23 protein-coding genes are annotated in these 22,383 nt (G+C 41.6%); 9 read left to right on the top strand and 14 right to left on the bottom strand.

The features are described 5' to 3' along the window. The first annotated feature begins 36 nt into the window (after positions 1 to 36). Complete coding sequence (gene queF, locus Q91_RS03410; RefSeq protein WP_015005487.1) at positions 37 to 426, top strand: preQ(1) synthase; 390 nt, start codon at positions 37 to 39, stop codon at positions 424 to 426. Positions 427 to 1,031: 605 nt separating this feature from the next. On the opposite strand, the gene htpG is transcribed toward queF, so the two are convergent. Then, entirely contained in the window at positions 1,032 to 2,936 is a 1,905-nt protein-coding gene (gene htpG / locus Q91_RS03400) for a molecular chaperone HtpG (RefSeq protein WP_015005485.1), read from the bottom strand. Between the two features lie 216 nt (positions 2,937 to 3,152). On the opposite strand from htpG, the gene Q91_RS03395 reads away from it, so the two are divergent. Further along, positions 3,153 to 4,022: a bile acid:sodium symporter family protein gene (locus Q91_RS03395; RefSeq protein WP_015005484.1), complete on the top strand. Its 870-nt coding sequence runs from the start codon at positions 3,153 to 3,155 to the stop codon at positions 4,020 to 4,022. Between the two features lie 210 nt (positions 4,023 to 4,232). Here Q91_RS03395 and Q91_RS03390 read toward each other — a convergent pair whose 3' ends face one another. The 3 genes from Q91_RS03390 to Q91_RS03380 all read right to left on the bottom strand — a co-directional run bounded on the left by Q91_RS03390 (position 4,233) and on the right by Q91_RS03380 (position 7,213). After that, a complete protein-coding gene (locus Q91_RS03390) occupies positions 4,233 to 5,138 on the bottom strand; it encodes a DMT family transporter (RefSeq protein ID WP_015005483.1) in 906 nt (301 codons plus the stop codon). A 93-nt stretch (positions 5,139 to 5,231) separates the two neighbouring features. Next, positions 5,232 to 6,245, bottom strand: coding sequence for a ketopantoate reductase family protein (locus Q91_RS03385; protein WP_015005482.1), 1,014 nt, complete (start codon positions 6,243 to 6,245; stop codon positions 5,232 to 5,234). A gap of 5 nt (positions 6,246 to 6,250) precedes the next feature. Further along, positions 6,251 to 7,213: a dihydrodipicolinate synthase family protein gene (locus tag Q91_RS03380; RefSeq protein ID WP_015005481.1), complete on the bottom strand. Its 963-nt coding sequence runs from the start codon at positions 7,211 to 7,213 to the stop codon at positions 6,251 to 6,253. 314 nt (positions 7,214 to 7,527) lie between these two features. Here Q91_RS03380 and Q91_RS03375 point away from each other — a divergent pair, with 314 nt between their 5' ends. Continuing rightward, complete coding sequence (locus Q91_RS03375) at positions 7,528 to 8,979, top strand: NAD-dependent succinate-semialdehyde dehydrogenase (protein WP_015005480.1); 1,452 nt, start codon at positions 7,528 to 7,530, stop codon at positions 8,977 to 8,979. 102 nt (positions 8,980 to 9,081) lie between these two features. On the opposite strand, the gene hemH is transcribed toward Q91_RS03375, so the two are convergent. After that, positions 9,082 to 10,101 (bottom strand): ferrochelatase, encoded by a 1,020-nt coding sequence (gene hemH, locus Q91_RS03370; RefSeq protein WP_015005479.1) that lies wholly within the window; start codon positions 10,099 to 10,101, stop codon positions 9,082 to 9,084. A gap of 14 nt (positions 10,102 to 10,115) precedes the next feature. Then, a complete protein-coding gene (locus Q91_RS03365) occupies positions 10,116 to 11,024 on the bottom strand; it encodes a TIGR01777 family oxidoreductase (RefSeq protein ID WP_015005478.1) in 909 nt (302 codons plus the stop codon). 115 nt (positions 11,025 to 11,139) lie between these two features. Here Q91_RS03365 and Q91_RS03360 point away from each other — a divergent pair, with 115 nt between their 5' ends. From Q91_RS03360 to Q91_RS03335, 6 genes are read left to right on the top strand one after another with little or no spacing between them, the layout of a single operon-like run. Then, positions 11,140 to 12,084 (top strand): DUF523 and DUF1722 domain-containing protein, encoded by a 945-nt coding sequence (locus tag Q91_RS03360; protein ID WP_015005477.1) that lies wholly within the window; start codon positions 11,140 to 11,142, stop codon positions 12,082 to 12,084. Then, positions 12,074 to 12,976, top strand: a complete 903-nt coding sequence (locus Q91_RS03355; protein ID WP_015005476.1) for a MerR family transcriptional regulator — start codon at positions 12,074 to 12,076, stop codon at positions 12,974 to 12,976. Before Q91_RS03360 ends, Q91_RS03355 begins: the two co-directional genes overlap by 11 nt. Beyond that, entirely contained in the window at positions 12,928 to 14,388 is a 1,461-nt protein-coding gene (gene phrB / locus Q91_RS03350; protein ID WP_238538356.1) for a deoxyribodipyrimidine photo-lyase, read from the top strand. Before Q91_RS03355 ends, phrB begins: the two co-directional genes overlap by 49 nt. 7 nt (positions 14,389 to 14,395) lie before the next feature. After that, positions 14,396 to 14,923 (top strand): lipocalin family protein, encoded by a 528-nt coding sequence (locus tag Q91_RS03345; RefSeq protein WP_015005474.1) that lies wholly within the window; start codon positions 14,396 to 14,398, stop codon positions 14,921 to 14,923. Positions 14,924 to 14,952: 29 nt separating this feature from the next. Beyond that, positions 14,953 to 15,411 carry a phosphate-starvation-inducible PsiE family protein gene (locus Q91_RS03340; protein ID WP_015005473.1) on the top strand — a complete coding sequence of 153 codons (459 nt, stop codon included), beginning with the start codon at positions 14,953 to 14,955 and terminating at the stop codon, positions 15,409 to 15,411. Next, positions 15,408 to 15,788 carry a sirohydrochlorin chelatase gene (locus tag Q91_RS03335; protein WP_015005472.1) on the top strand — a complete coding sequence of 127 codons (381 nt, stop codon included), beginning with the start codon at positions 15,408 to 15,410 and terminating at the stop codon, positions 15,786 to 15,788. The genes Q91_RS03340 and Q91_RS03335 overlap by 4 nt, the downstream gene beginning before the upstream one ends. On the opposite strand, the gene Q91_RS03330 is transcribed toward Q91_RS03335, so the two are convergent. The 8 genes from Q91_RS03330 to Q91_RS03295 form a co-directional block, all read right to left on the bottom strand. Then, entirely contained in the window at positions 15,785 to 16,216 is a 432-nt protein-coding gene (locus Q91_RS03330; protein ID WP_016389710.1) for a DUF2878 family protein, read from the bottom strand. The genes Q91_RS03335 and Q91_RS03330 overlap by 4 nt on opposite strands. Before the next feature lie 71 nt (positions 16,217 to 16,287). Beyond that, the gene (locus tag Q91_RS03325; RefSeq protein WP_015005470.1) at positions 16,288 to 17,583 is read right to left on the bottom strand and encodes a cyclopropane-fatty-acyl-phospholipid synthase family protein; all 1,296 of its coding nucleotides are present in this window, start codon (positions 17,581 to 17,583) and stop codon (positions 16,288 to 16,290) included. 45 nt (positions 17,584 to 17,628) lie between these two features. Then, positions 17,629 to 18,408: a DUF1365 domain-containing protein gene (locus Q91_RS03320; RefSeq protein WP_020932867.1), complete on the bottom strand. Its 780-nt coding sequence runs from the start codon at positions 18,406 to 18,408 to the stop codon at positions 17,629 to 17,631. After that, complete coding sequence (locus tag Q91_RS03315; protein ID WP_015005468.1) at positions 18,389 to 19,645, bottom strand: NAD(P)/FAD-dependent oxidoreductase; 1,257 nt, start codon at positions 19,643 to 19,645, stop codon at positions 18,389 to 18,391. The genes Q91_RS03320 and Q91_RS03315 overlap by 20 nt, the downstream gene beginning before the upstream one ends. Then, positions 19,645 to 20,409 (bottom strand): SDR family oxidoreductase, encoded by a 765-nt coding sequence (locus tag Q91_RS03310; protein WP_015005467.1) that lies wholly within the window; start codon positions 20,407 to 20,409, stop codon positions 19,645 to 19,647. The genes Q91_RS03315 and Q91_RS03310 overlap by 1 nt, the downstream gene beginning before the upstream one ends. Then, on the bottom strand, positions 20,409 to 20,825 hold the full coding sequence (locus Q91_RS03305) for a nuclear transport factor 2 family protein (protein WP_015005466.1): 417 nt from the start codon (positions 20,823 to 20,825) through the stop codon (positions 20,409 to 20,411). The genes Q91_RS03310 and Q91_RS03305 overlap by 1 nt, the downstream gene beginning before the upstream one ends. A gap of 2 nt (positions 20,826 to 20,827) precedes the next feature. Beyond that, the gene (locus Q91_RS03300) at positions 20,828 to 21,760 is read right to left on the bottom strand and encodes an acyl-CoA desaturase (protein WP_015005465.1); all 933 of its coding nucleotides are present in this window, start codon (positions 21,758 to 21,760) and stop codon (positions 20,828 to 20,830) included. Continuing rightward, on the bottom strand, positions 21,761 to 22,357 hold the full coding sequence (locus tag Q91_RS03295) for a DUF3833 domain-containing protein (protein ID WP_238538355.1): 597 nt from the start codon (positions 22,355 to 22,357) through the stop codon (positions 21,761 to 21,763). It lies immediately after the preceding gene. Positions 22,358 to 22,383 lie beyond the last annotated feature (26 nt).

Raw genomic sequence — 22,383 nt, 5'->3', positions numbered from 1 at the left:
AAATGCGCTTTTAAAGACAACATCCATGATATTTTAATGAGCACACAACTTAATACCGACTTAGAAACCTTTCCTAACCCAAATACTGAGCGTGACTACACGATCCGCATAGACACCCCTGAGTTCACTTGCTTATGCCCAAAAACGGGACAACCTGATTTTGCAACACTGACGCTTGAGTATGTGCCTAACGAAAGCTGTATCGAACTAAAATCCTTTAAACTTTATATTTGGTCTTACCGAGACAAAGGCGCCTTCCATGAAGCGGTAACCAACTCCATTTTGGCAGACTTGGTTAAAGCCTGTGAGCCACGTTTTATGCGCCTTTCAGCCGAGTTTAATGTACGAGGTGGTGTTTATACCACGGTCGTCGCTGAACATAAGGATAGTAACTGGGAACCTAGCACGCCTGTGCAACTACCGTAAAAAAACGAACGAACTTTTCTGCATCAAGGCCAGCATTCAGTTTCAATTCATCACTAAGTCTTATCCTTTAACTGCACATTAACAGAACTGCTTTTGCAGTTAAGGATAAGATGATGAAATCACTACATATTATTTCCGCTATTATTTTTTGTTCTTTGTTAACAATTAGCGCGGACACGTTAGCTGACAGAAGACATTCTGATCGCTCAGATCATACCGATCGTAACACTGGCTTTTCAAGCCACCATAACAAGCACTATTCACATAATAAACACCAAAACGGCTACTCGACAAAGCAACATTGGAAGGCAAAAAAACATTCGAATAAGCATTCACAGCATAATTACCGCGACCGCCGTTATTCAAACTATAACAACCACCCTAAGTATTATAATTATAACAGTTACCGGCCAAAGCATTATCACTACAATAATTACCAATCAGGCCATCGGTTTAATAATGCCTTAAACCGTCTTAATTACTACAACCCAGGACTCAACCTGTATTTAAAATTTTAGCCCCTTCCCTTGTGAGGTATATCTCACATACTTACAAGGCGGCCATTTGGCCGCCTTCTTTTTAGCATTGAAAAAGAACTTTACTTTTTACAATAAAGATTGCAGTAATTTATTTAAGCGGTGTACAAATGTTGCTGGGTCTTCTAACTGACCACCCTCACTCAACAACGCTTGTTCAAATAACAAGTTCGATAAGTCAGCAAAGCGCTCATCATCCGCTTCATCCTTTAGGCGTTGAATAAGCGCATGGTCTGCATTGATTTCGAAGATTGGCAAACTGGTCGGCATGTCCTGGCCTGCCGCTTTCATAATGCGCTCCATGTGTGCGCCCATCTCATGTTCATCTGCAACCAGACAAGCAGGTGAATCGGTTAGCCTTGAACTAACACGCACATCCTTAACCTTACCATCTAACGTGCTTTTGATTTGCTCAAGCACGCTGTTTAGCGATTCATCTTCTTTCTTATCATCGGTCTTTTTATCCGCTTCATCCTTATCTGATGAATCCAGATCAAGATCACCCTTAGCGACTGATTGTAAAGACTTGCCGTCAAACTCTGGCATATGCTGAACTAACCATTCATCAACATGATCGGTCAATAACAGCACCTCAATACCTTTCTTTTTAAACACTTCAAGGTGTGGGCTATTTTTAACAGTTGAGTAGGCACTTCCCGTTAGATAATAAATTTTGTCTTGGCCTTCTTGCATATTTTCAATATAAGAAGCCAGGGTTACGGTTTGTTTACCCTCAGTTTTTGTGGAAGCAAAACGTAATAATTTAGCAATCCGATCTTTATTTTTTACATCTTCGATAGGCCCTTCTTTCAAGACTGCGCCAAACTCTGCCCAGAAGGTATCAAATTTTTCAGGGTGGTTTTTAGACAATCCTTCAATCAACGATAATATTTTTTTAACCGCGCCGGCTTTTAATAGATCAATCTGCTTGCTTTGCTGTAGTAGTTCACGCGAAACGTTAAGCGGCAGGCTGTCTGAATCAATAATACCTTTAACAAAACGCAAGTAACGTGGCATTAATTCGCCACCTTCCATAATAAAAGTACGCTTTACATATAGTTTTACACCACTGGTTGCTTCTCTATCCCACATATCAAATGGTGCTTTTGCAGGCACATACAACAGCAATGTATATTCATTTTTACCTTCTACCTTACTATGTGTATAGGCAAGTGGGTCTTGATAATCGTGAAGTGTTTGTTTGTAAAACTCGTGATAGTCTTCTTCGGTTAAATCATTTTTTGCTTTTGTCCATAACGCTTTAGCACTATTAACGGTAATATCGTCTGGCTCATCTTCTTTCTCTTCATCCTTGTTTTCATTTTTCATCACAATCGGAATATCCAAGTGCTCAGAAAACTTATGAATAATGGCCTGTAGACGGTATGACTCTAAAAACTCGTCTTCACCTTCTTTCAAATGCAAAATAACATCGGTGCCTCGTGCCGCTTTTTCTACGGTTTCAATAGTGTATTCACCTTCACCTGATGATTCCCATTGAACGCCCATGCTTTTATCTTCGCCTGCTTTGCGTGTTACCACTGTCACTTTATCAGCTACGATAAAACCAGAGTAAAAGCCGACACCAAACTGGCCAATCATTTGGCTATCTTTGCCTTCATCACCCGTTAATGACTCAAAAAACTTTTTAGTACCTGAATGCGCAATGGTGCCGATGTTTTTCTTTACTTCCTCTACCGTCATACCAATGCCGTTATCGGAAATTGTTAGCGTTCGCGCCTCTTTATCAACTGACAAACGAACTTTCAGCTCACCATCACCTTCATATAATTCTTCATTAGACAGTGCCGAAAAACGTAATTTATCTGCAGCATCTGATGCATTTGAGACTAATTCACGTAAAAAAATCTCTTTGTTGCTATAAAGCGAATGGATCACTAAATCTAATACTTGTTTCGTTTCCGCCTCAAAGCCTAGCGTTTGTTTTTCATTCTTTTCTATTGTTTCACTCATTAAAGTTACCTTTTATCCATCAAGTTTATTTGCAAATCCAGATATGGGGTCTTGCGAAATATTTTTCAAGCCCTCTCACCAAGGCCTTAAAATTTCACAACGCGAAATCAATCAGCAAGCCTATTAACAGCCCAAGCGCTGAGCAAAAACTGGCTTGATTAGCATTGCTTTACATATAAGACTATACTGATAAAAGATAACTATAAAAAAAATATCATGATCAGCTACCTTGTTACTATTCTCTTAACTTTACTGATGTTTGGCATGGGCCTTGGACTCACTATCCAAGATTTTAGCCGAGTTTTTACCATTCCAAAGGCCGCTTTGGCAGGCTTAATAGGGCAATTAATTATGTTGCCACTGCTTGGATTTATATTGTGTTATACATTAAATCTAAGTGGCGCTATAGCCATTGGCATTATGTTATTAACCCTATGCCCTGGTGGTGTGTTATCTAATATGTTTACCCTGATCGCACGAGGCGATTTAGCACTATCTGTCACGATGACCAGCATTTCCAGCCTAATCACCGTCTTTACGTTACCGGTTATTCTTAACCTAAGCATGATCTACTTTAACGATGAAACCATTCAGCTGAGTTTACCTCTTCTGAAAACAGCCAGCCAAATCATGTTGATTACCGTCATTCCTGTCAGCTGCGGCATGTTGGTATTACAATATGCGCCGCGCTTTGCGAAAGCCTCTAAACAATGGGTGCGAAGAGGCTGTGGTGCTTTCTTGCCTTTCCTGATTGTTGGGATTTTTATGCAAAACGGTGGGTCTTGGTTTGAACACTTCGTACAAGTGGGTCTATTAACTATCTGCCTGAATATCCTGTCTATATTACTGGGCTACGGTATCGCTAAATTTGCAAAACTTGAAAGGCCCCAAACCAAAACGCTTTCCATTGAAGTAGGTGCGCAAAATGCAATGCTAGGTGTCACCATTGCTATTAGCCCTTTTTTACTCAACAATGCCGATGTGGCGATGGTCCCTTCTATTTATGGGGTCACCATGGTTATCATTTTATGGCTCTACGCCTTAACGACAAGCAGAGTTGATCGGCTGCAAAAAGCTCACATATAACAGAACATTATCTGACTATTGGCTCGCCCATTCGTCAAATAGCAGACCTAAGTACATGTATTGAAAAGTTTTTACCGTAAGGTTTCATCAGAAGCCTTACACAATAATGTGTTTACAGTATGTTAACCCGACTTAACAAAACCAGATAACACCAATACAACTCGGCTTCATTCAAATAATCACTCATCACCCAGTCAGCACAAAGAAATATCAGTCTTTCTTACTAACAACCTTTTGCCTATTGGCATATAAGCTGCCACCAATAATTAATACCATACCTATTAACTGGTAATCGTGCAGTACTTCGTCCAATAAAATTGACGACAAGACGATTACATAAATTGGAACCATATTAAGGAATAATGACGCACGAGCTGGGCCAATAATCATCACTCCCTTATTCCAAAACAGCAAAGACAGCACCGTAGGACCAATACCTATGAACACAACTGCCATAATAACCTCAGCATTGATAACCGGCTTAATAAGGTAATTGGCTTCATACACCCCCAACGGGATCACAATGAAAGTTGATAATAAAATACCCAAGGCTGTTACTACTAGAGGGGTAACCTTCGCCATTGCCAGTTTCGCCGCAATACTATAAACGGCCCAAATAAAAATGGACCCTAAAATAAATAAGTCACCCTTATTAAATCTCAACGCATAAAGGCTCTCCATGCTCCCTTTACTCAAAATAAATACCAAGCCAATAACCGAAACAAACGCCGCTATCCAATGTTGGCGGCCCAACTTTTCTTTTAAATAAAACGCTGCTGCAAAAGCCACAGCAATCGGCGCTAGCGAATTAATCAAACCCACATTAATGGCCGTTGTATAGCGCAAACCAAAATACACGGTTGCTTGATAGGCAACTGTTCCCGACAATGCAATTAAAAACACCTCTTTCCAGCCGAGTAAGCGGGTCACTCCTTTGAGATGCCCTGCTTGGTGCAGTAAAAACAAAAATATAAAGCTACCAATCAGCATTCTCACGCTCATGATGCTCCATGGACCTAAAAAGTCTTTTAAGTAACTGCCAAAAAAAACATTACCTCCCCATAAAATACTGGCAACATTTAAATACAGTAATGCTTTTATTGTTTCTTTATCCATGACTATCAATTCTTAAGTTGGCTCGACACCTTACACGCTACTTGCCTTATAAGCACTAAACAAATGCACCTAAGCCCTGTAATTTTTTTACCTCTAGCGTAGGCTGTCGATAGTTTTAATAACACGATATGCACCAACGAAGGTAGGGATTGCCACGTTATTTTCCTTTGCTGCTTCAATTAAAGGTAAAAACAAAGCATCTACCTCTGTCAATTTGCCATTAATAACATCTTCATGCATTGATGTCCGGATACCCCTACGCAAGGTTTTCATATGCACACCTAAGTCGAGGCAAACTTGAACAGCATCCTCAAACGTAGCGTCATCCAATACTTTAAGAAAAGAAAAAGGCGCATAAAAATCCTGTGGAACATATCCCATTGCTTTGTAGGCACCAATTAATTCTTTGGCAATCGTTACATAATGCTCAGCCCCTTCGCGTACTGAAATACCATCAGCGTAATCTAGCGCTGGGGTTGCACTTAACGTACTAGCAGCCCAGGCCGACGCGCCAGATACCTGAACCGCTTTTTCCCATAAAACGTGATTAATATCGTCAACAGATTCTGCTTTTAAATTTGCCCCACTAAAAGCCTCGGCTAATAGCTCGGTTCTCTCTGTAGTGCCGCCATTAAGTTCACCAAAAAAGGCTGTTATTGGCGCGCTGACATGATTATTAACCTTCCCTGGCGCAAGCAAAGTACCCCCTTCAATCGTTGAGCCACCAATCACTTTTTCAACACCAAAACGTTCAATCAACAAAGCCTCTTTACCAACACCATTTTGCATCGTTAACGCACAGTTAACCTGATTAACTAAAACTTCGGCATCATTTAAGGCGGCCCGTGCATCTTTGGCCTTGGTTAATAAAATATAGTAGTCAATAACGCCTTCTACTTGATCCGGCACGGTAACAGCACGTAAATTATCCTTAATTAACATGTCACCTAAGCGCCCAACCATTTGCAGGCCTTTTTGGTTGATAGCATCTGCATGTGCTTGCCGACCAATTAATGTTACTTGATGCCCAGATTTAGCTAAATACCCCCCTATTACAGAGCCCAAACCGCCTGCGCCATGTATGCAAATATGCAATTTTTTTTTCATTATATTTAACTCACGCCCAATTCTTTTAATGTTGACTGAATACGCGCCTTTAGTGCAGGCGTACATTGCTCGATAGGGGGACGAATAGGCCCTGCTTTTAAACCAATCTCTTCAAACCATGCCTTCATACTAGCTAAGGCACTGGCATAGGTGAATGTTTGCACTACATCCCAAATAAACACTTCATTATAAAATTCTCGAATATCGTTTAACTGTGCACTTGTTTGATAAGCTTCTTCCCACTTGCCTGCTGCCGACAAGGCCATATAATCTTTGACGATATGACGTTTTTTGCCATACAAAATATAAGACAGCTCACCAAATACTGTTTGTCCACCCTTTCGCAGGTCATCACAAAAAACAGATTCAAACGGGTCAGCTACAATAAAATCAGGGCGAATGATGCTGCGAATTTTTAACGTTTCCACGCGATTCATAACGCCCTGTTTTGTTCCTACAACAGTCTCCAGGTCTGCCAAACGTTGTAGTAAATCCCAGCCGAGTACTTTGCCGGAAACCGGCGTTCTGTATAGCACAACCGCCAAATCCGAGCTATCGGTGGTAAATTTAAACCAATTATAAATTTCATCATCACTTTTGAGTTGAACAACGGGGTTTATCACTTCTACACCGTCATAGCCAAGTACTTCTAGGCGCTTCATCTTTTCAATTGTTTGATAAGCACTGGGGTCCAATAATATTGAAAATAAGGGAATCCGCCCATTAACTGCTTCGGCAACCACCTCATGATAACGGTACCATTCGTCTAGCGTTGCATTCCAGCACTCGGCGATGAAACCACCCACTACTAGACCATCCACACCCATTTCAATAAACGCTTCAATATTTTCACGAATCCCTTCTTCATCAAAAGTAAAGTCATCATTCATTGGTGAAATAGGACACATAAACAAACCCTTAATGTGTTCATTCGCCCACTGTTTCGCTGTTTCTCTGCTGTAATTCATGCTCTTCCCCTGTTTAGTCTTTATTATTTTTTTAGCACTTCACAATGACATCTACCACTGTTTTTATTACTGCTTCACCATTACTCCTTTATTTAATATTTGCAAGGTGTTCTAACATCATAACCCCAGCTCATATTTAATCAATCAGCTTGATACTCCCTTACTGCAAGATTGAGCATTAAGCCATGACCTACCCTTAAATATTTGCAGTAGTAATAATTAAAAACGCGATGCTAATAATATTTGCTTTAAGCTTTTAATCCTTTAAATTTATATTACTATGATCTTCTGTCTTATAAAGCCGCTATACAATCATGCACATTGAAAATAAAAAGCTTTTCAAACAACACGCGTTTATCAACGGGCAATGGGTAGATAGTACTGACCACCAAAGGCTTGCTGTTTATAACCCAGCAAATAATGAGCTTATAGGCCATGTCCCTTTGCTTACTGCAAAACAAACTCAAGACGCTATCTTATGCGCTCAATCTGCATGGGAAAAATGGCAAAAACGCCCCGCCAAAGACCGCTCTAGTATTCTAAGAAAATGGTTTGAATTAATTATCGACAATCAAGAAGACCTTGCTAGCATAATGACAACAGAGCAAGGCAAGCCTATCAACGAAGCACGTGGAGAAATATTATACGGAGCTAGTTTTGTTGAGTGGTTTGCTGAAGAAGCAAAACGAGTATACGGCGACACCATTCCCGCCCCCAGTAATGATAAAAGAATCATCGTCATCAAGCAGGCTATTGGCGTTGTTGCAGCGATCACACCTTGGAATTTCCCAAATGCGATGATCACACGTAAATGCGCACCGGCTCTAGCAGCTGGTTGCCCCGTTATCATCAAACCAGCATCGGAAACGCCCTTTTCTGCACTCGCGCTGGCTGAATTAGCCGATCAAGCTGGAATACCACCTGGCGTGCTCAATGTCGTCACCGGACAAGCCAGCACCATCGGTGAAGAACTAACATCAAGCCCCATCGTACGTAAACTCTCATTCACGGGCTCTACAGAGGTTGGCAAAACCTTAATGCGCCAATGCGCAGATACGATCAAAAAAATAAGCCTTGAATTAGGTGGAAATGCACCCTTTATTGTCTTTGATGATGCCGACCTAGATGCCGCTATTGAAGGCGTGATGGCCAGTAAATTTAGGAACACAGGGCAAACCTGTATCTGTGCAAATCGAATATTTGTTCAAGACAGTATATATGATGAATTTGCCGAAAAGCTAACCGCAACAGTACGTCAACTCACTGTTGCAAATGGTATTGAGCCGACCGCAGAGCAAGGACCTCTGATTAACACCGCAGCACTTGATAAAGTTAAAGAACACGTTGATAACGCCGTTCAATTAGGCGCTTCTGTGCTAACCGGTGGAGCGTCGCATGAATTAGGCGGGCTCTTTTTTCAACCCACCGTATTAAGCAATGTCTCTCCGGCGATGAAAATCACTCATGAAGAAACATTTGGCCCCGTTGCCCCGCTCTATCGCTTTACAACAGACCAGCAAGCCATTGAGCTTGCTAACGATACACCTTTTGGCTTAGCCGCTTATTTTTACTCACAAAACATTAAGCGTGTGTGGCAAGTTGCTGAATCGCTTGAAGTAGGTATTATTGGCATCAATGCAGGCATTATTTCATCAGAAGTCGCGCCATTTGGAGGCGTTAAAGAGTCTGGTATTGGCCGCGAAGGCTCTAAATATGGTATCGATGAGTTTGTAGAAATCAAGTATTTATGCCTAGGCAACATGTAAACAATTCGGGGCCAAGGTTGAAGTATTAATGTCGCTTTTACTCAGTCACCCATTATTGAAACTGCGATTAAATACAAGGATATTGTTCCAAGCTTAAGCTTTTTATCCCTCCTTCGCTTCGCACCACGCCCCTAGCGTATTAACCCATGCAGGGTGATCATTAAGACACGGAATTAACTGTAACTCGCCCCCCCCTGCTTCCTTAAATACTTCGTCTGCACGAATGGCTATTTCTTCGAGTGTTTCTAAACAGTCTGTGACAAAAGCGGGGCAAATCACCAACACTTTTTTAACGCCTGATTGGGCCAGTTCGCGCAAGCGGTCCTCTGTATTAGGCGCTAACCATTTAGCGCGGCCAAGCCGAGATTGGAAACTAACCGAGTATTTTTCGGGTGCTATTTGCGCCTGTTCTACAAAACATTGCGTGGTGCACATCACTTGGTGGCGATAACAGGTTTTATGTGCTTCGCTTGGGCGTTGACAACAGTCTGCACTTTGCAGGCAATGTTGGCCCGTTGGGTCACGTTTTGTAATATGCGATTCGGGTAGGCCGTGATAACTAAAAACGATGTGATCGTAGGCTTGCTCTAAATAAGGCCGGGCGCTGTTTACTAAGGCATTAATATAGTCAGGTTGGTCATAAAACGGTGTAACAACGTTAAGCTTGATGTTTAGATTGTGTTCTTTAATAACCCGCTCGGCTTCTTCAATAGAGGTGGTGACGGTACTATCGGCAAAATGTGGATACAGTGGGATATACAAAACTTCTTCTATACCGGCTTGTTGACTGAGCGCTAATAATTCCGTCTCAATACTGGGCTTACCATAGCGCATGGCCATTGCGACAGGGATTTCTAATTGAGATTGCAATGCGTTTTTAAGCCGCTCTGATAAAACAATCAACGGCGAACCTTCATCCATCCAGACACTTTTATAGGCTTCAGCAGAAGCTTTTGGCCGCGTTGGCAATACAAACAGGCTAACAATCATTCGGCGCAATAACCACGGTAATTGAATAACGTGGGGGTCCATTAGAAATTGGTTTAAATAGCGCCGAACTGAGGCTGTATCGGTATTGTCTGGTGATCCTAAGTTAGCCAATAATACTGCTTTGTTTGTCATTATGTCGTCCGCTGTTAGTGTTTGGTTTGTAAAATATCTGTTAACGCTGTTTGCAAATTGGAATAAGCAAAGTTAAAACCCATTGCATGAACTTTCTCGGGAATGGCTCGTTGCCCTGTTAATAATAAGCCAGACATTTGACCTAATACGCCTTTAAGTAACCAAGCAGGGATTGGAATAAACGCATAACGATGTAGGGTCTGCGCTAAGGTTTTGGTAAATTCATTGTTACGTACTGGGTTAGCAGAGCACGCATTAAATGGCCCTTGGGCTTGCTCGTTATCAGCAAGGAACGCCAGCAAGCGTACCATATCGTTAATATGCACCCAAGGCATGTATTGTTGACCAGAGCCGAGTTTTCCCCCTAGGCCTAATTTGAAGGGCAACAGCATTTTATGTAAAAAGCCACCCGTTGGTGCTAACACTAAGCCGGTTCGTATAGTGCACACGCGTACACCAAATTCTTTGGCGCGCAGTGCTTGTTGCTCCCATGCCTCACACAATTGGTGGGTGTATTCATTCACAAAATCACTGTGCTCTGTTAACACCGTGTCTTTGCCATTGCCATACCACCCAACGGCCGAACCACTGATTAAACAGTCTGGCGCGGTTTTGCGCTGGGCGATCCAGTCAACAAGTTGTTGTGTTAGCTCAATTCGGCTTGCTTCCAGCAAGGCTTTGCGTTTTTTTGTCCATGGCTTATCGGCAATGGGTTCGCCTGCTAAATTGAAAACCCAATCAATCGGTGTCTCATTACTAATATCGCTTAACGACTGAATACCTTTAACCTGTTGGCCGCATTTAGCGGGCACTGTGTCGGGCTGCCGACTAAGCACGGTGACCTGATGCTGCCGGCTTAGCAATAATTGACACAAAGCCGAGCCAATTAAGCCTGTACCACCAGTTATAAGAACATGTTTCATAGAAATGACCTTTAATTGATGGCTTTATAATGGCATATATTTGTACAAAATAACATTCTTGTACAACTTTTTATAAGCTGTTATTCTTGTTTATAGCTCATAAGGGGTATTAACAATGAAAATAAAAGTAGGAATCAGCAGTTGCTTACTGGGTAATGAGGTGCGTTTTGACGGCGGCCATAAGCACTCTCAGCTTTGTACCGATAGCCTCTCTCGCTATTTTGAGTTTGTACCTGAATGCCCTGAAGTGGCCAGCGGCATGTCTATTCCTAGAAAACCCATCCGCCTTATTGGCGAGGTACAGGCGCCTAAGGTGGTGGCTGTTCACGATAATAGCGTAGATTACACCGATCAGCTAAAGACATACAGTGAACATAAAGCGCAACAACTAGATGAATTATGCGGTTATGTATTTATGCAGAAGTCCCCCAGTTGCGGGGTGTTTCGGGTCAAAGTTTATCAAGAAGGTGGTTATCCTGCGGCTGAACCCGGTCGTGGGGTTTATGCTAAAGCCGTTATGCAGGCTAATCCATTATTACCCGTTGAAGAGTCTGGCCGATTAGAAGATGCAGTGCTAAGGGAAAGCTTTATCACGCGGGTTTATGCCTATCACAATTGGCAACAACTCAAGAAACAAGGGTTGAGCCATCACGCTATTCTAGAATTTCATGCGAGTTATAAGTATTGCTTAATGGCACGTACCCCTACGCATTATGTGGAGCTTGGGCAGCTGCTAGCTGATGCGGGCAGGTACGATATTGATGATTTGGCTGAGCGCTATTTTAGTTTGTTAATGGAAAATTTAAGCGTTCTTGCCACCCGTAAAACGCATACCAATGTGTTAATGCACTTACAGGGTTATTTGAAAAAAGTGTTATCCGCTAAAGAGAAACAAGAGCTAGGTAACCTTATTGAACAATACCGTACTCATCAGGTGCCGCTAATTGTGCCCATTACCTTGCTGAAGCATCATTTTAATAACCACCCCGACCCTTACATTGAAAAGCAGGCATATTTGCAACCTTACCCAGACGATTTGAGTTTACGTAATGCCATCTGAAAAAAACTATACGATTGGTGATGTTAGCCAACAAACCGGGGTAGCCTCGGTCACCTTGCGCGCATGGGAGCGGCGTTATGGCTTAATTAAGCCAGAAAGAACAGCGAAGGGCCATCGCGTGTATAACGAAGGCAATATTCAGGATATTCAACACATATTGTCGTGGCTAAACCGTGGTGTAGCGATCAGCAAGGTGGCTACTTTGCTTGCCAGCGGTAAGTCATATGCTGCGGCTGAGCCGGTTGCTGAACAATGGTTAGTAGAGCAAAATAAATTGCTGTCGAGCATCTCAGAGCTTAACAAGCCTGGTGTAAACCAGATGCTGGACCGATTAAACAAATCAGTGCCGTTTATTACACTCTGTGAATACGTCTACCACCCTTTGCAGGCAACATTAGCCCAGCGCTGGCAACGGCAACCACTGGGTTATCAGCTGGAACAACAGCTATGGCAACAAAGTTGGCAACGGCAAACGTTAATAATGACCTTGCGTACAGAAAAACAAAAGCCACAAGGGCATTGCTACCTAGCAAGCCTAGACCTTAATGGGCCATCATTGGGCTATTACTTGCTGCATAGCCTACTTTTGCAAAGCGGCCTTCGTGTTAATGCCTTTGGTAAAGTTGAGGATTTAGCGGGTTTAACACGCTTACATAATAATGCTGAATGGCCATTAATAGTGTATGCAGATCAACGCCTAGAGCAAACAGCATTTAAGCCGTTAGCTAAACTTGGCGCGTTGTGGAAAGACGATATTATCTGTCTTGGCTTGGCATCGGATATTCACTATGAGCAATTAACTAGCCTAGGTATTGCTTGTGTAGGCGGCCATAGCAGTAACGCTTGGCAATCCGCTGCGATGAAAACTTGGCTAGAAAAAACAAAACGCTAATGTCGGCACAGCATGAATTAGTTTGGTTTCGTAATGATTTGCGCACCATTGATAACCCCGCGCTTTACCATGCTTGCCAATCTACGCAGCCGGTTATTGCAATATACATTGCCACACCACAACAATGGCATCAGCATGATGATGCTGCGGTAAAGCTGGACTTTTGGCACCGCAATCTCGTTCAACTTAAAAAAGAGTTAGCTGAGCTAAATATTGAATTGCACTTTTTTCAGCTTGATAACTACCAACAAATTCCTGATTTAATCGCCACTATTTGTCAGCAGTGGGCTGTAAATAAAGTGCACGTTAACGCGGAACTCCCTGTTAACGAATGCCAAAGAGATGCAAACGTTATTGATCGATGCCAAGACAGTGGCGTGGCCTATCAAGAGCATCACGACCAATTGCTGCTTCCACCAGCAAGTATACGGACTAAAACCGGCACGCCGTATAAAGTATTTACGGCGTTTTCAACACAAGCTCGGCAGCGGCTTGCGACCCCGCCTAGCCTCTACCCTGTACCTAATCCTTGCGAAAAAATAAACGACAACGCAACGAAGAGGTTGAGCGGACAGTGTCAGCTTGCAGACATACACTGGCCAACGGTTTCAAAAAAAATACAAACCTTTTGGCCTGCCGGTCAACAGCAAGCCTTAGCCAGATTGACTGAATTTTGTCAGCAGCCTATTCAACATTACAACGCGGATAGGGATACGCCATCGTTAGCCGGCACCAGTCGACTTTCCCCGTATCTAGCCAGTGGAATACTCTCCGTTGCACAATGTTGGCACGCAGCGTTGCACTGTGAAATGAGTGATGGCGTACATATTTGGCAAAACGAGTTGCTGTGGCGTGAATTTTATAAACACACCCTGATTGATTTTCCGCAAGTGTCTAAACATAAGCCCTTGAAGCTGCAAACAGAGCAGATTGAATGGCGACATGATAAAGAGCAATTAGCGGCATGGCAGAACGGTAAAACGGGAATCCCCATTGTTGATGCAGCCATGCGGCAGCTATTAACAAGGGGGTGGATGCATAACCGTTTGCGGATGATAGTGGCTATGTTTTTAACGAAACATTTATTGATAGACTGGCGCTTAGGTGAGCGTTGGTTTATGCAACATTTAATTGATGGTGATCTGTCGGCAAACAATGGGGGCTGGCAATGGTGTGCCTCAACAGGCTCTGATTCGGTGCCTTACTTTAGAATTTTTAATCCGGTCACTCAATCACAACGGTTTGATCCAAAGGGTGCTTTTATTCGCCATTACCTGCCAGAGCTGGCACACTTATCAGATAAAGACATTCATTTACCCAGCGCCAAGAATAGACCGGAGAATTACCCTAGCCCGATTGTTGATTTAAAGCGGGGTCGCTTAAGAGCGCTGTCTGCTTTTAAAGGTGTATAGTCACTCTATGTTTAGAAAAAAAACCATAGCTTATCTTTTTTTCAGTGTTGTTTTTATCCTGTCCGGATGTGTTGGCATACCAGAGGGGGTAAAACCGGTTGAAAATTTTCAGCTTGAACGGTACTTAGGAACATGGCATGAAATTGCGCGGCTAGACCATTCTTTTGAAAGAGGGCTTAGCAAAGTTACCGCAGACTATAGCTTAAGAGAGGACGGTGGTATTAATGTTGTCAACCGTGGGTTTTCTGCCGAAAAAAGTGCCTGGCAAGAAGCCCAAGGTAAAGCTTATTTTGTGAATGACGCCGATGAAGGGCATTTAAAGGTATCATTTTTTGGCCCCTTCTATGGTTCGTATATTGTTTTTGAGTTGGATACCGTAGGCTATCAATATGCCTTCATATCGGGCCCAGATAAAGACTACTTATGGTTGTTAGCAAGAACGCCTACCGTTAAACCAGAGGTGATTGACCAGTTTATCTCAATGTCAAAATCTATTGGATTCGACACCTCAGCGTTAATTTTCGTTCACCAGTAATTACCTTATATATTTTAAAGAGACCTGACATGAGCCAGCATGATGAACTACCTACCGAGCACCACGACCCTTTAATTTCCATTTTGCATAAGGCAATAAAAGTGGCCATAAAAATACTGGCTGTATTAATGGTGCTGGTTATTTTTTGGGGAGTCGCCGATGTTTTTTATGTGATGTATAAGCAACTGCTAGCGCCTCCTTTCTTGTTGCTTAGCTTGTCAGATATATTTAAGACCTTCGCTGCTTTTTTAGCGGTTTTAATCGCGATAGAAATTTTCCAAAATATTGTGCTTTACTTAAGGACTGATGTATTTCCGCTAAGGTTAGTCGTCGCAACGGCTATGATGGCAATGGCTAGGAAAGTTATCATTATTGACTTTAAGTTTGTCGACCCTATGCATATGTTTGCTCTAGCGAGTATTATTCTGGCTTTAGGTATCACTTACTACTTGCTAGGAAAGAATCATGATGAGACTGTTACATCATGAATGCACTATTACTAGTTGCGCATGGTAGCCGACGCAAACAATCGAATGATGAGGTAGTCCATCTAGCTGAAAAGCTTAAAAAGAACTGCGGTGAACAATACGATATTGTTAAGCCGGCATTTTTGGAGCTAAGCGATATATTGATTCCTGAAGGTATTGAGCAGTGTATTGCAGAGGGTGCAACATCAATTACCGTTTTGCCTTACTTTCTTAATTCTGGTCGGCATGTGGTGGAAGATATACCTAATATTATTAATAGGTGTACAGCTCAGCATGCAAACATCAATATTAGCCTTTCGCCTCACTTAGGCGCTTCTGATTTAATGGTGGATTTATTGATTTCAACCGCGGTTAACTCGACATTAGTGAGCGCTTAAGTGGCCAGCGGTCTTTTTTTAATAAAAGCAACAAACAGCACGGCCCAAAAAACAGCACTTAATAGAGTAAATTCAACCGGCATCTGTATGCTGACAGCGGACAGTTTGCTGGCAGCCCAATATGAAGCTGGGCCAAATAAGCCTCCCAATAAAGCGGCAACCTTTAGCTTACCGCTTAACCAGCGGTAACACTGTTCAAACGTAATAGAAAAAAGCAGCCAAAGCAACACTAACCAAAAAGGTAGAGTCGGGCCATCAGCAGCAAACTGAATAAACTCAAGTTTGGCTAAACTCCAATCTGCCAGGCAACCGCTTATAAACATTAAAAGCTTCGGCAAGGCGTACGATAAATAGTCTTTTTGCTTTGTCTTATATAGGTCGAGCAGCAAATAAAGCAAAATCAAAGCGATTGAGACTAAGTAAAGCAAACTGTCGTGGCATGAAACGAGGACTAGCCAACCAGTCTGAAATAATAAAACTGTTTGCCACAGGTTGATTGTTATGTCTCCAGTGCTACTAACGACATTGGAACCCGCGCCATAGGCTTAACTAAATGCAACTGCGATACACTGATTACTTGTTCTTTAAAGCCACCTTCGCAATAACTGAAATAATATTCCCACATTCTAATGAACTCATCACTAAAGCCTTGTGCTTTTACTGCTTGAATATTGCTTTTAAACGACTTGTGCCATTCATTTAACGTTCTTGCGTAATGCATACCGAAATCATCCATATTGGTCATTCGCAAATCACTCGATTTAGTTAGGCTGTGGCTAATCGCGTTAATAGACGGTATACAACTACCAGGAAAAATATAGCGCTTTATAAAGTCGACATCTTTTTTTGCGCTATTAAATCGCTGGTCACTAATAGTAATGGCTTGAATAAGCATCTCACCCTCGTCTTTTAAAAGCGCACTACATTTTGAAAAGAAGGTGTCAAAGTATTGATGACCTACCGCTTCGATCATTTCTATTGACACTAACTTATCATACTGCCCTGTCAGCTCACGGTAGTCTTGTTTTAGTAGCGTAATCTTGTTGCTTAAACCTGCATTGTCAATTTGTTGTTTTGCATAGGCGTACTGTTCTTCAGAAATTGTAGTTGTGGTGACATGGCAGCCATAGTGTTTAGCCGCGTACATCGCAAAATTACCCCAGCCTGTACCAATTTCAATTACTTGATCTTCTGGCTTTAAATTTAAACGAGTACAAATTCTTTCTAATTTATTGGTCGAGGCTTGTTCCATTGTGTCATCTGGTTGATAAAAAATACCCGATGAATACATCATCGTTGGATCCAGAAATAGCTTAAAGAAATCATTACCGAGGTCGTAGTGCGCAACGATATTACTTTTACTTCCCTTATGCGTGTTCTTGTTTAACCAGTGAAATGCTTTTTTAATGGGGCTTGTAAAGCTCGCCAAGCCCGTCTCCATTGAGTCCATAACGGATTGGTTTAAGGCAAATAGCTGAATAACCTTGGTTAGATCAGGTGTGCGCCAGTAATCATTGATATAAGATTCGGCAGCCCCTATGCTACCGCCTAAAGCGATATACCAATAAAATTCGTTATTTAAAATGTTTATTTCTACGACTAAATCGCTACGTTTATTACCCATAAAATGGTGTGTTTCCCCACTGTCGGTCAACGTTAGTTGTCCATACTGAAGGTGATTTAGCTGTTTTAATACAGCTTTTTTCAACACCTTGCTAAACAAAGTGCCTCTGCGATGAGATGCTTTATTTTCTAAGTGTTGAGTTAGTTTTCTTACTGATGCTGATTTGCTCATACCATCCTCAAATTATCATTGTTAGGTTACTATCGAGTCTATTTATTACTTAGTGTTATGCGTTTTGGGGTGATCATAGAAAGGTGTTTTTCTTAACCATAACTTTAATGATTGCCAGTAAATACCAACTATTACTTGCCACGTCATCAAGGGGAACGTTACGAGAGCAGCGCATAAATTTAACGAATTAATTTCTTTGCGCTTTAATGACAAATTAACATCAAAACACGTCTCGTCATCCTGCGTGTTTTTCATATAAACAGCTAATTTTTCACTCGGCGTATTAAAACGCCAAAAATAGCGCATATCCATCGGCAAAAATGGCGATACATGAAATGTTTTTTCAAACTCACTTCTAACCACTTTAGAGGGGCTATTGCTTGCGTCGGAGGGTCTATTATCTAAAACATAACAGTGCCTTTCATTCCACGGCGTGTTATTAATTTGTGCGACTATAAAATCAAGCGTTTCACCATCTTCGTTAAAGCAATAATAAAAAGAAACTGGGTTAAAGCAATATCCAAAATAAGACAGATGTGTCAGTAACCTTATGGGCCCTTTCGGAACAACGCCTAACTGTGCTTTAACTTCATTTTTAACCGCCGTTTTTATACAGCCGTTTTCATCCGCTAAATATTGTTGAGTCTGGAAGCTAGCGACATTGGGTTTATTTAAGGACCAGAGCCAAAATCGATCAAACAACGTCGGTAATTCATCAAGGTCTAAATACAACATAAATATAGTGTATTGAAATTCGTTTTCTTTCGGCTTAAACCGCCGATGTCTCACTCGGCCAGTAAATATTTTACTGTTCACCGAGCACATCTCTATTGAAGTCTTTAAGTGCTTGCAAGGCACTAACAACGCCATCTTCATGAAACCCATACCGCCAATAGGCACCACAATAATAGGTACGATTTTGGCCGTTTAATTCGCTGTGTTTTTGTTGTGCTTTTACACCGTCTACACTAAAAAATGGGTGCGTATATTGAAGTACTTTAATGATTTTTTTGGGGTCAATAGCTGCAGTATTATTAAGCGTTACATTAAAGGTGTAATCACTTTTAAGTGACTGCAAAATATTCATATTGTAGGTCAATGCGACGCGCTCTTTTTTCTCTTTCAACAAGTGATAATTCCAAGCGCCCCAAGCTAATTTACGTTTTGGCAATAAGCTTTGGTCATAATGTAAAACAACTTCATTATTGATGTAGGGAATAGCACCCAACACCTCGTTTTCTAATGGGGTTGGTTCTGCTAACGAACTTAACGCTTGGTCACTATGTGAGGCTATAAAAACATAATCGAAACGCTCTTCTTCATAGCCGGTCGCTTTTACAAATACACCACCTGCTGTCCTGCGTACATTTTCAACAGGTGCTGACAAGCGGATCTTGTCTTTATGTCCAGCGATAAGGGGTTTTAAATATTCCGAAGAGCCGCCCTTAATAACAAACCATTCGGGACGAACATCGACCGATAACATGCCATGGTTATGGAAAAACTGCACAAAAAAACGTGCTGGAAAGGCAAACATACTATCGTGGTCGGTTGACCAAATTGCAGCCCCCATAGGAATAATATAGTCATGAATAAACTCCTTACCATATTGATTATTAGATAAATAATCACCTAGCGATATGGAGTCTGTATCGTCTGCTAGCAGGCTAAGGCTTTCTTTATTAAAGCGTAGTATTTGTTTTATCATCCGATAAAAACGGGGCCTAAATAGATTCCTACGTTGAGCAAATAGAGCATTCAGGTTAGTCCCATTATATTCAAGACCTGTACGTTGATTCTGAACGCTAAAGCTCATCTTGCTTGATTGGTAAGGAACACCTAATTCTTTTAATAAGTTAATAAAATTAGGGTAGGTTTTTTTATTAAAGACGATAAAACCCGTATCAATAATCTGCTTTTCACCACCTAGCTCAACCGTGTGTGTATGTGTATGCCCACCGGCATAGTTTTCAGCTTCAAAAACAGTAATATCATGTTTTTTGTTTAAGTGGTATGCCGCCAAATTACCCGATATACCTGTACCGACAACAGCAATTTTCATCAGCTTGACTCCGGCACGGTTTTACTTAATATTTTTGCTGCCAAGCCTGCGGGCAGGCACGATACAAATTTCAAGAAATAGGTAAACCGTTTAGGAAAATGGATTTCCGTCGTTTGTTTCATTAACTGTTTAACAATTGTATGTGCGGCTTCATCGGTGCTTACCCTAAATGGCATATCGAAGGTGTTTTTATCGGTTAGTGGCGTTTTAACAAAGCCAGGGCAGACCCAGCTGACCGCTATGTTTTTTGGAGCCAACTCTATTTTTAAGCCTTGAAACAAGTTTCTAATAGCCGCTTTACTCGCTGAATATGCTTGTCCTGAAGGCAGGCCTTGCCACCCAACACTAGAACTCATGCCCACCAAATACGCATTTTCAGATTCTTTTAATAACGGTAAGGCCGCTTCAATTCCCCTAATCATAGTGAAATAGTTGGCCTCTATCATTCGTTCAAATGGGGCCGCTGAGAAATGATAAGCATCAACATATTCAGCCGTCCCTGCATTAAAAATAACGCAGTCTAAGCCTCCCGCTGATGCTTTAATGTCAGCCACGATGTTTTTATTAACATCCGCAGATGTTAAATCGCCGGGCAAAATAGTTATTCTTTCCTTACCTGAAAAGTTTTCACTTAATTTTTCGGTATTTCTTGCGCTGACAAATACATGAGCACCTTTTTCACTCAGTTGACCAGCCAAACATCGACCAATTCCGCTGGAAGCACCCGTAACCCACACTTTTTTACCGTTAAAATCGTAGGCCACTAGAGTCTCCGTTTAATGAGTCTGATGATGTTTCCAATCAGCGGTATTTGCTCGTAAAGCATCTGACCAGCATCATAGTAATCTCGGTGATAGCTTATTTGCCCTTCCTCGTTGGTTTTTAAGTGTGTCATACCAGGCACAATATAGGGCTTTCCTCCGTTCATTTTTGAATGGGCCAAGGTCATATCCCAGGTTATGAAATGACTGTTTTTATCCGATGTGACTTCTTCGAAATCAAAAGAGATGGAGGAAACATTGTCATATAAACCTGCAAAATAAACCGTTAAATTATCAATCCCTTCAATTGTATGTAAGGGGTCGATAAAGGTAATATCTGCACTATAAAGGTCTGTTAATAACTCAAGATTATCTTTATTGAGCCGTTGGTAAATTTGAGTAAAGTCTTCAATTATCATCACTATTTCCTTTTAATTTCTTTTTGAACCTCAAGCGGAATGGGTTTTAAATCCCACACTAAGCCGCACCAACTCATTACTTTTAGCACATAGAACGTCATATCAAATTCCCACCATAGGAAGCCCTGACGGGCACTTCCCGGGTAAAAGTGATGGTTGTTATGCCAGCCTTCGCCGAGTGTAATAATTGCTAAGAGTGCGTTATTACGGCTGTCATCAGGTGTATCGAAACGACGGCTACCGAAACAATGTGCCAGTGAATTTATCGTGTAAGTGCCGTGATATAAGGCAACTGTTGATATAAAGAAGCCCCATATAACCATTTGCGCGCCTGTTGTTTCTAGCTGAGGGTAATAGATTTCCATCAGAAAGCCGGTGCAATACAGGGCGACTATCAGCACCAAAGGTGCCGTTATATCGAATCGATCAAGCCACCTAAGTTCTGGGAACTTATTAAAGTCTTTCACCTTATCAGTTTTTGTTTGCAAGTTTTTGGGTGCTAAGAACCAAAGGCAATGACTCCAAATGAAGCCTTGCAACCGGGGTGAGTGTGGGTCACCTTCTTTATCAGAAGCCTGATGGTGAACTCTATGATGTGAGGCCCACCACAATGGGCCTCGTTGCGCCGCACTGGCGCCCATAAATGCAAAAAAGAATTGTATAAAACGTGACGTTTTAAACAATTTATGTGAAAAATATCGGTGGTAAAAACCAGTAATCGCAAACATTCTGACTAAATATAGAAAGATTGCGCCCCAAAGAGCTACCCAACTGAACCCGACCCACACGACAGCGAATACCATTAAATGCATAAAAACGAATGGGGTGACTTGAGCCCAGCCCAATTTATTCGAGTCTTTAGTGGCAACTGACTCCAAACCGGATTGGGTATCGAACCATACAAGCATCGGTTTTAAGCGGTTTAGCAAACGCATTTATAACACTCCAGCCTCAATACAGTTTTCTAGCTTACTTGCATTTCGCTGAAGACTCTCGGTTTTTTGAATAACGATATCAATTCGGCCCAAATTAACACCCCATTTAGTTATTTCTGTAGAGCCCATAAGCGTCGAATCATCAACTAACGTTAACCAATCATCCATTGCGACAATATATTCAGAGTTATCAATGTTAATTTTCAACTGATACCTTAAATGTAGGCTATCGCCAAATACTTCACCGTTTGCAATACCAATGACATCACCGGCCGTACCGGACCAACCTTCAGCTGTTTTATCAAACACCCAGTTACGTTCTTGGCGTTCTCCATCATCAAATAGAAAAACTTCTTCTAAGATAACTTGATTGGCAGAATGAGAGGCAAGAATATCGGCTGCAAATTTTCGATTAATTTGACCATTTCTTGATTTCACTAAGCCTTTTGCGCAGAGATTTCCTTGAAAAAAAGATTCAAACTTAAAACCAGGTGTTTTATCGCGGTAACGCTCGGCATCTATTGCGCAACCATTGATTAAAAAAACACTAAAGATCAAACACAGTACTTTCATCGATACCTCAAATTCCTGGGACATATTTACTTGTACGTAGAAAATGGCCA

Origin of the sequence: Cycloclasticus sp. P1, from assembly GCF_000299965.1 — a bacterium.
GTDB classification, from domain to species: domain Bacteria; phylum Pseudomonadota; class Gammaproteobacteria; order Methylococcales; family Cycloclasticaceae; genus Cycloclasticus; species Cycloclasticus pugetii.
This window is presented reverse-complemented; position numbering and strand designations above follow the sequence as displayed.

Coding starts and splice junctions, on each gene's coding strand:
- queF (WP_015005487.1), top strand. CDS start 37: ATGAGCACACAACTTAATACCGACTTAGAAACCTTTCCTAACCCAAAT.
- htpG (WP_015005485.1), bottom strand. CDS start 2,936: ATGAGTGAAACAATAGAAAAGAATGAAAAACAAACGCTAGGCTTTGAG.
- Q91_RS03395 (WP_015005484.1), top strand. CDS start 3,153: ATGATCAGCTACCTTGTTACTATTCTCTTAACTTTACTGATGTTTGGC.
- Q91_RS03390 (WP_015005483.1), bottom strand. CDS start 5,138: ATGGATAAAGAAACAATAAAAGCATTACTGTATTTAAATGTTGCCAGT.
- Q91_RS03385 (WP_015005482.1), bottom strand. CDS start 6,245: ATGAAAAAAAAATTGCATATTTGCATACATGGCGCAGGCGGTTTGGGC.
- Q91_RS03380 (WP_015005481.1), bottom strand. CDS start 7,213: ATGAATTACAGCAGAGAAACAGCGAAACAGTGGGCGAATGAACACATT.
- Q91_RS03375 (WP_015005480.1), top strand. CDS start 7,528: ATGCACATTGAAAATAAAAAGCTTTTCAAACAACACGCGTTTATCAAC.
- hemH (WP_015005479.1), bottom strand. CDS start 10,101: ATGACAAACAAAGCAGTATTATTGGCTAACTTAGGATCACCAGACAAT.
- Q91_RS03365 (WP_015005478.1), bottom strand. CDS start 11,024: ATGAAACATGTTCTTATAACTGGTGGTACAGGCTTAATTGGCTCGGCT.
- Q91_RS03360 (WP_015005477.1), top strand. CDS start 11,140: ATGAAAATAAAAGTAGGAATCAGCAGTTGCTTACTGGGTAATGAGGTG.
- Q91_RS03355 (WP_015005476.1), top strand. CDS start 12,074: ATGCCATCTGAAAAAAACTATACGATTGGTGATGTTAGCCAACAAACC.
- Q91_RS03345 (WP_015005474.1), top strand. CDS start 14,396: ATGTTTAGAAAAAAAACCATAGCTTATCTTTTTTTCAGTGTTGTTTTT.
- Q91_RS03340 (WP_015005473.1), top strand. CDS start 14,953: ATGAGCCAGCATGATGAACTACCTACCGAGCACCACGACCCTTTAATT.
- Q91_RS03335 (WP_015005472.1), top strand. CDS start 15,408: ATGAATGCACTATTACTAGTTGCGCATGGTAGCCGACGCAAACAATCG.
- Q91_RS03325 (WP_015005470.1), bottom strand. CDS start 17,583: ATGAGCAAATCAGCATCAGTAAGAAAACTAACTCAACACTTAGAAAAT.
- Q91_RS03320 (WP_020932867.1), bottom strand. CDS start 18,408: ATGTGCTCGGTGAACAGTAAAATATTTACTGGCCGAGTGAGACATCGG.
- Q91_RS03315 (WP_015005468.1), bottom strand. CDS start 19,645: ATGAAAATTGCTGTTGTCGGTACAGGTATATCGGGTAATTTGGCGGCA.
- Q91_RS03305 (WP_015005466.1), bottom strand. CDS start 20,825: ATGATAATTGAAGACTTTACTCAAATTTACCAACGGCTCAATAAAGAT.
- Q91_RS03300 (WP_015005465.1), bottom strand. CDS start 21,760: ATGCGTTTGCTAAACCGCTTAAAACCGATGCTTGTATGGTTCGATACC.
- Q91_RS03295 (WP_238538355.1), bottom strand. CDS start 22,357: ATGTCCCAGGAATTTGAGGTATCGATGAAAGTACTGTGTTTGATCTTT.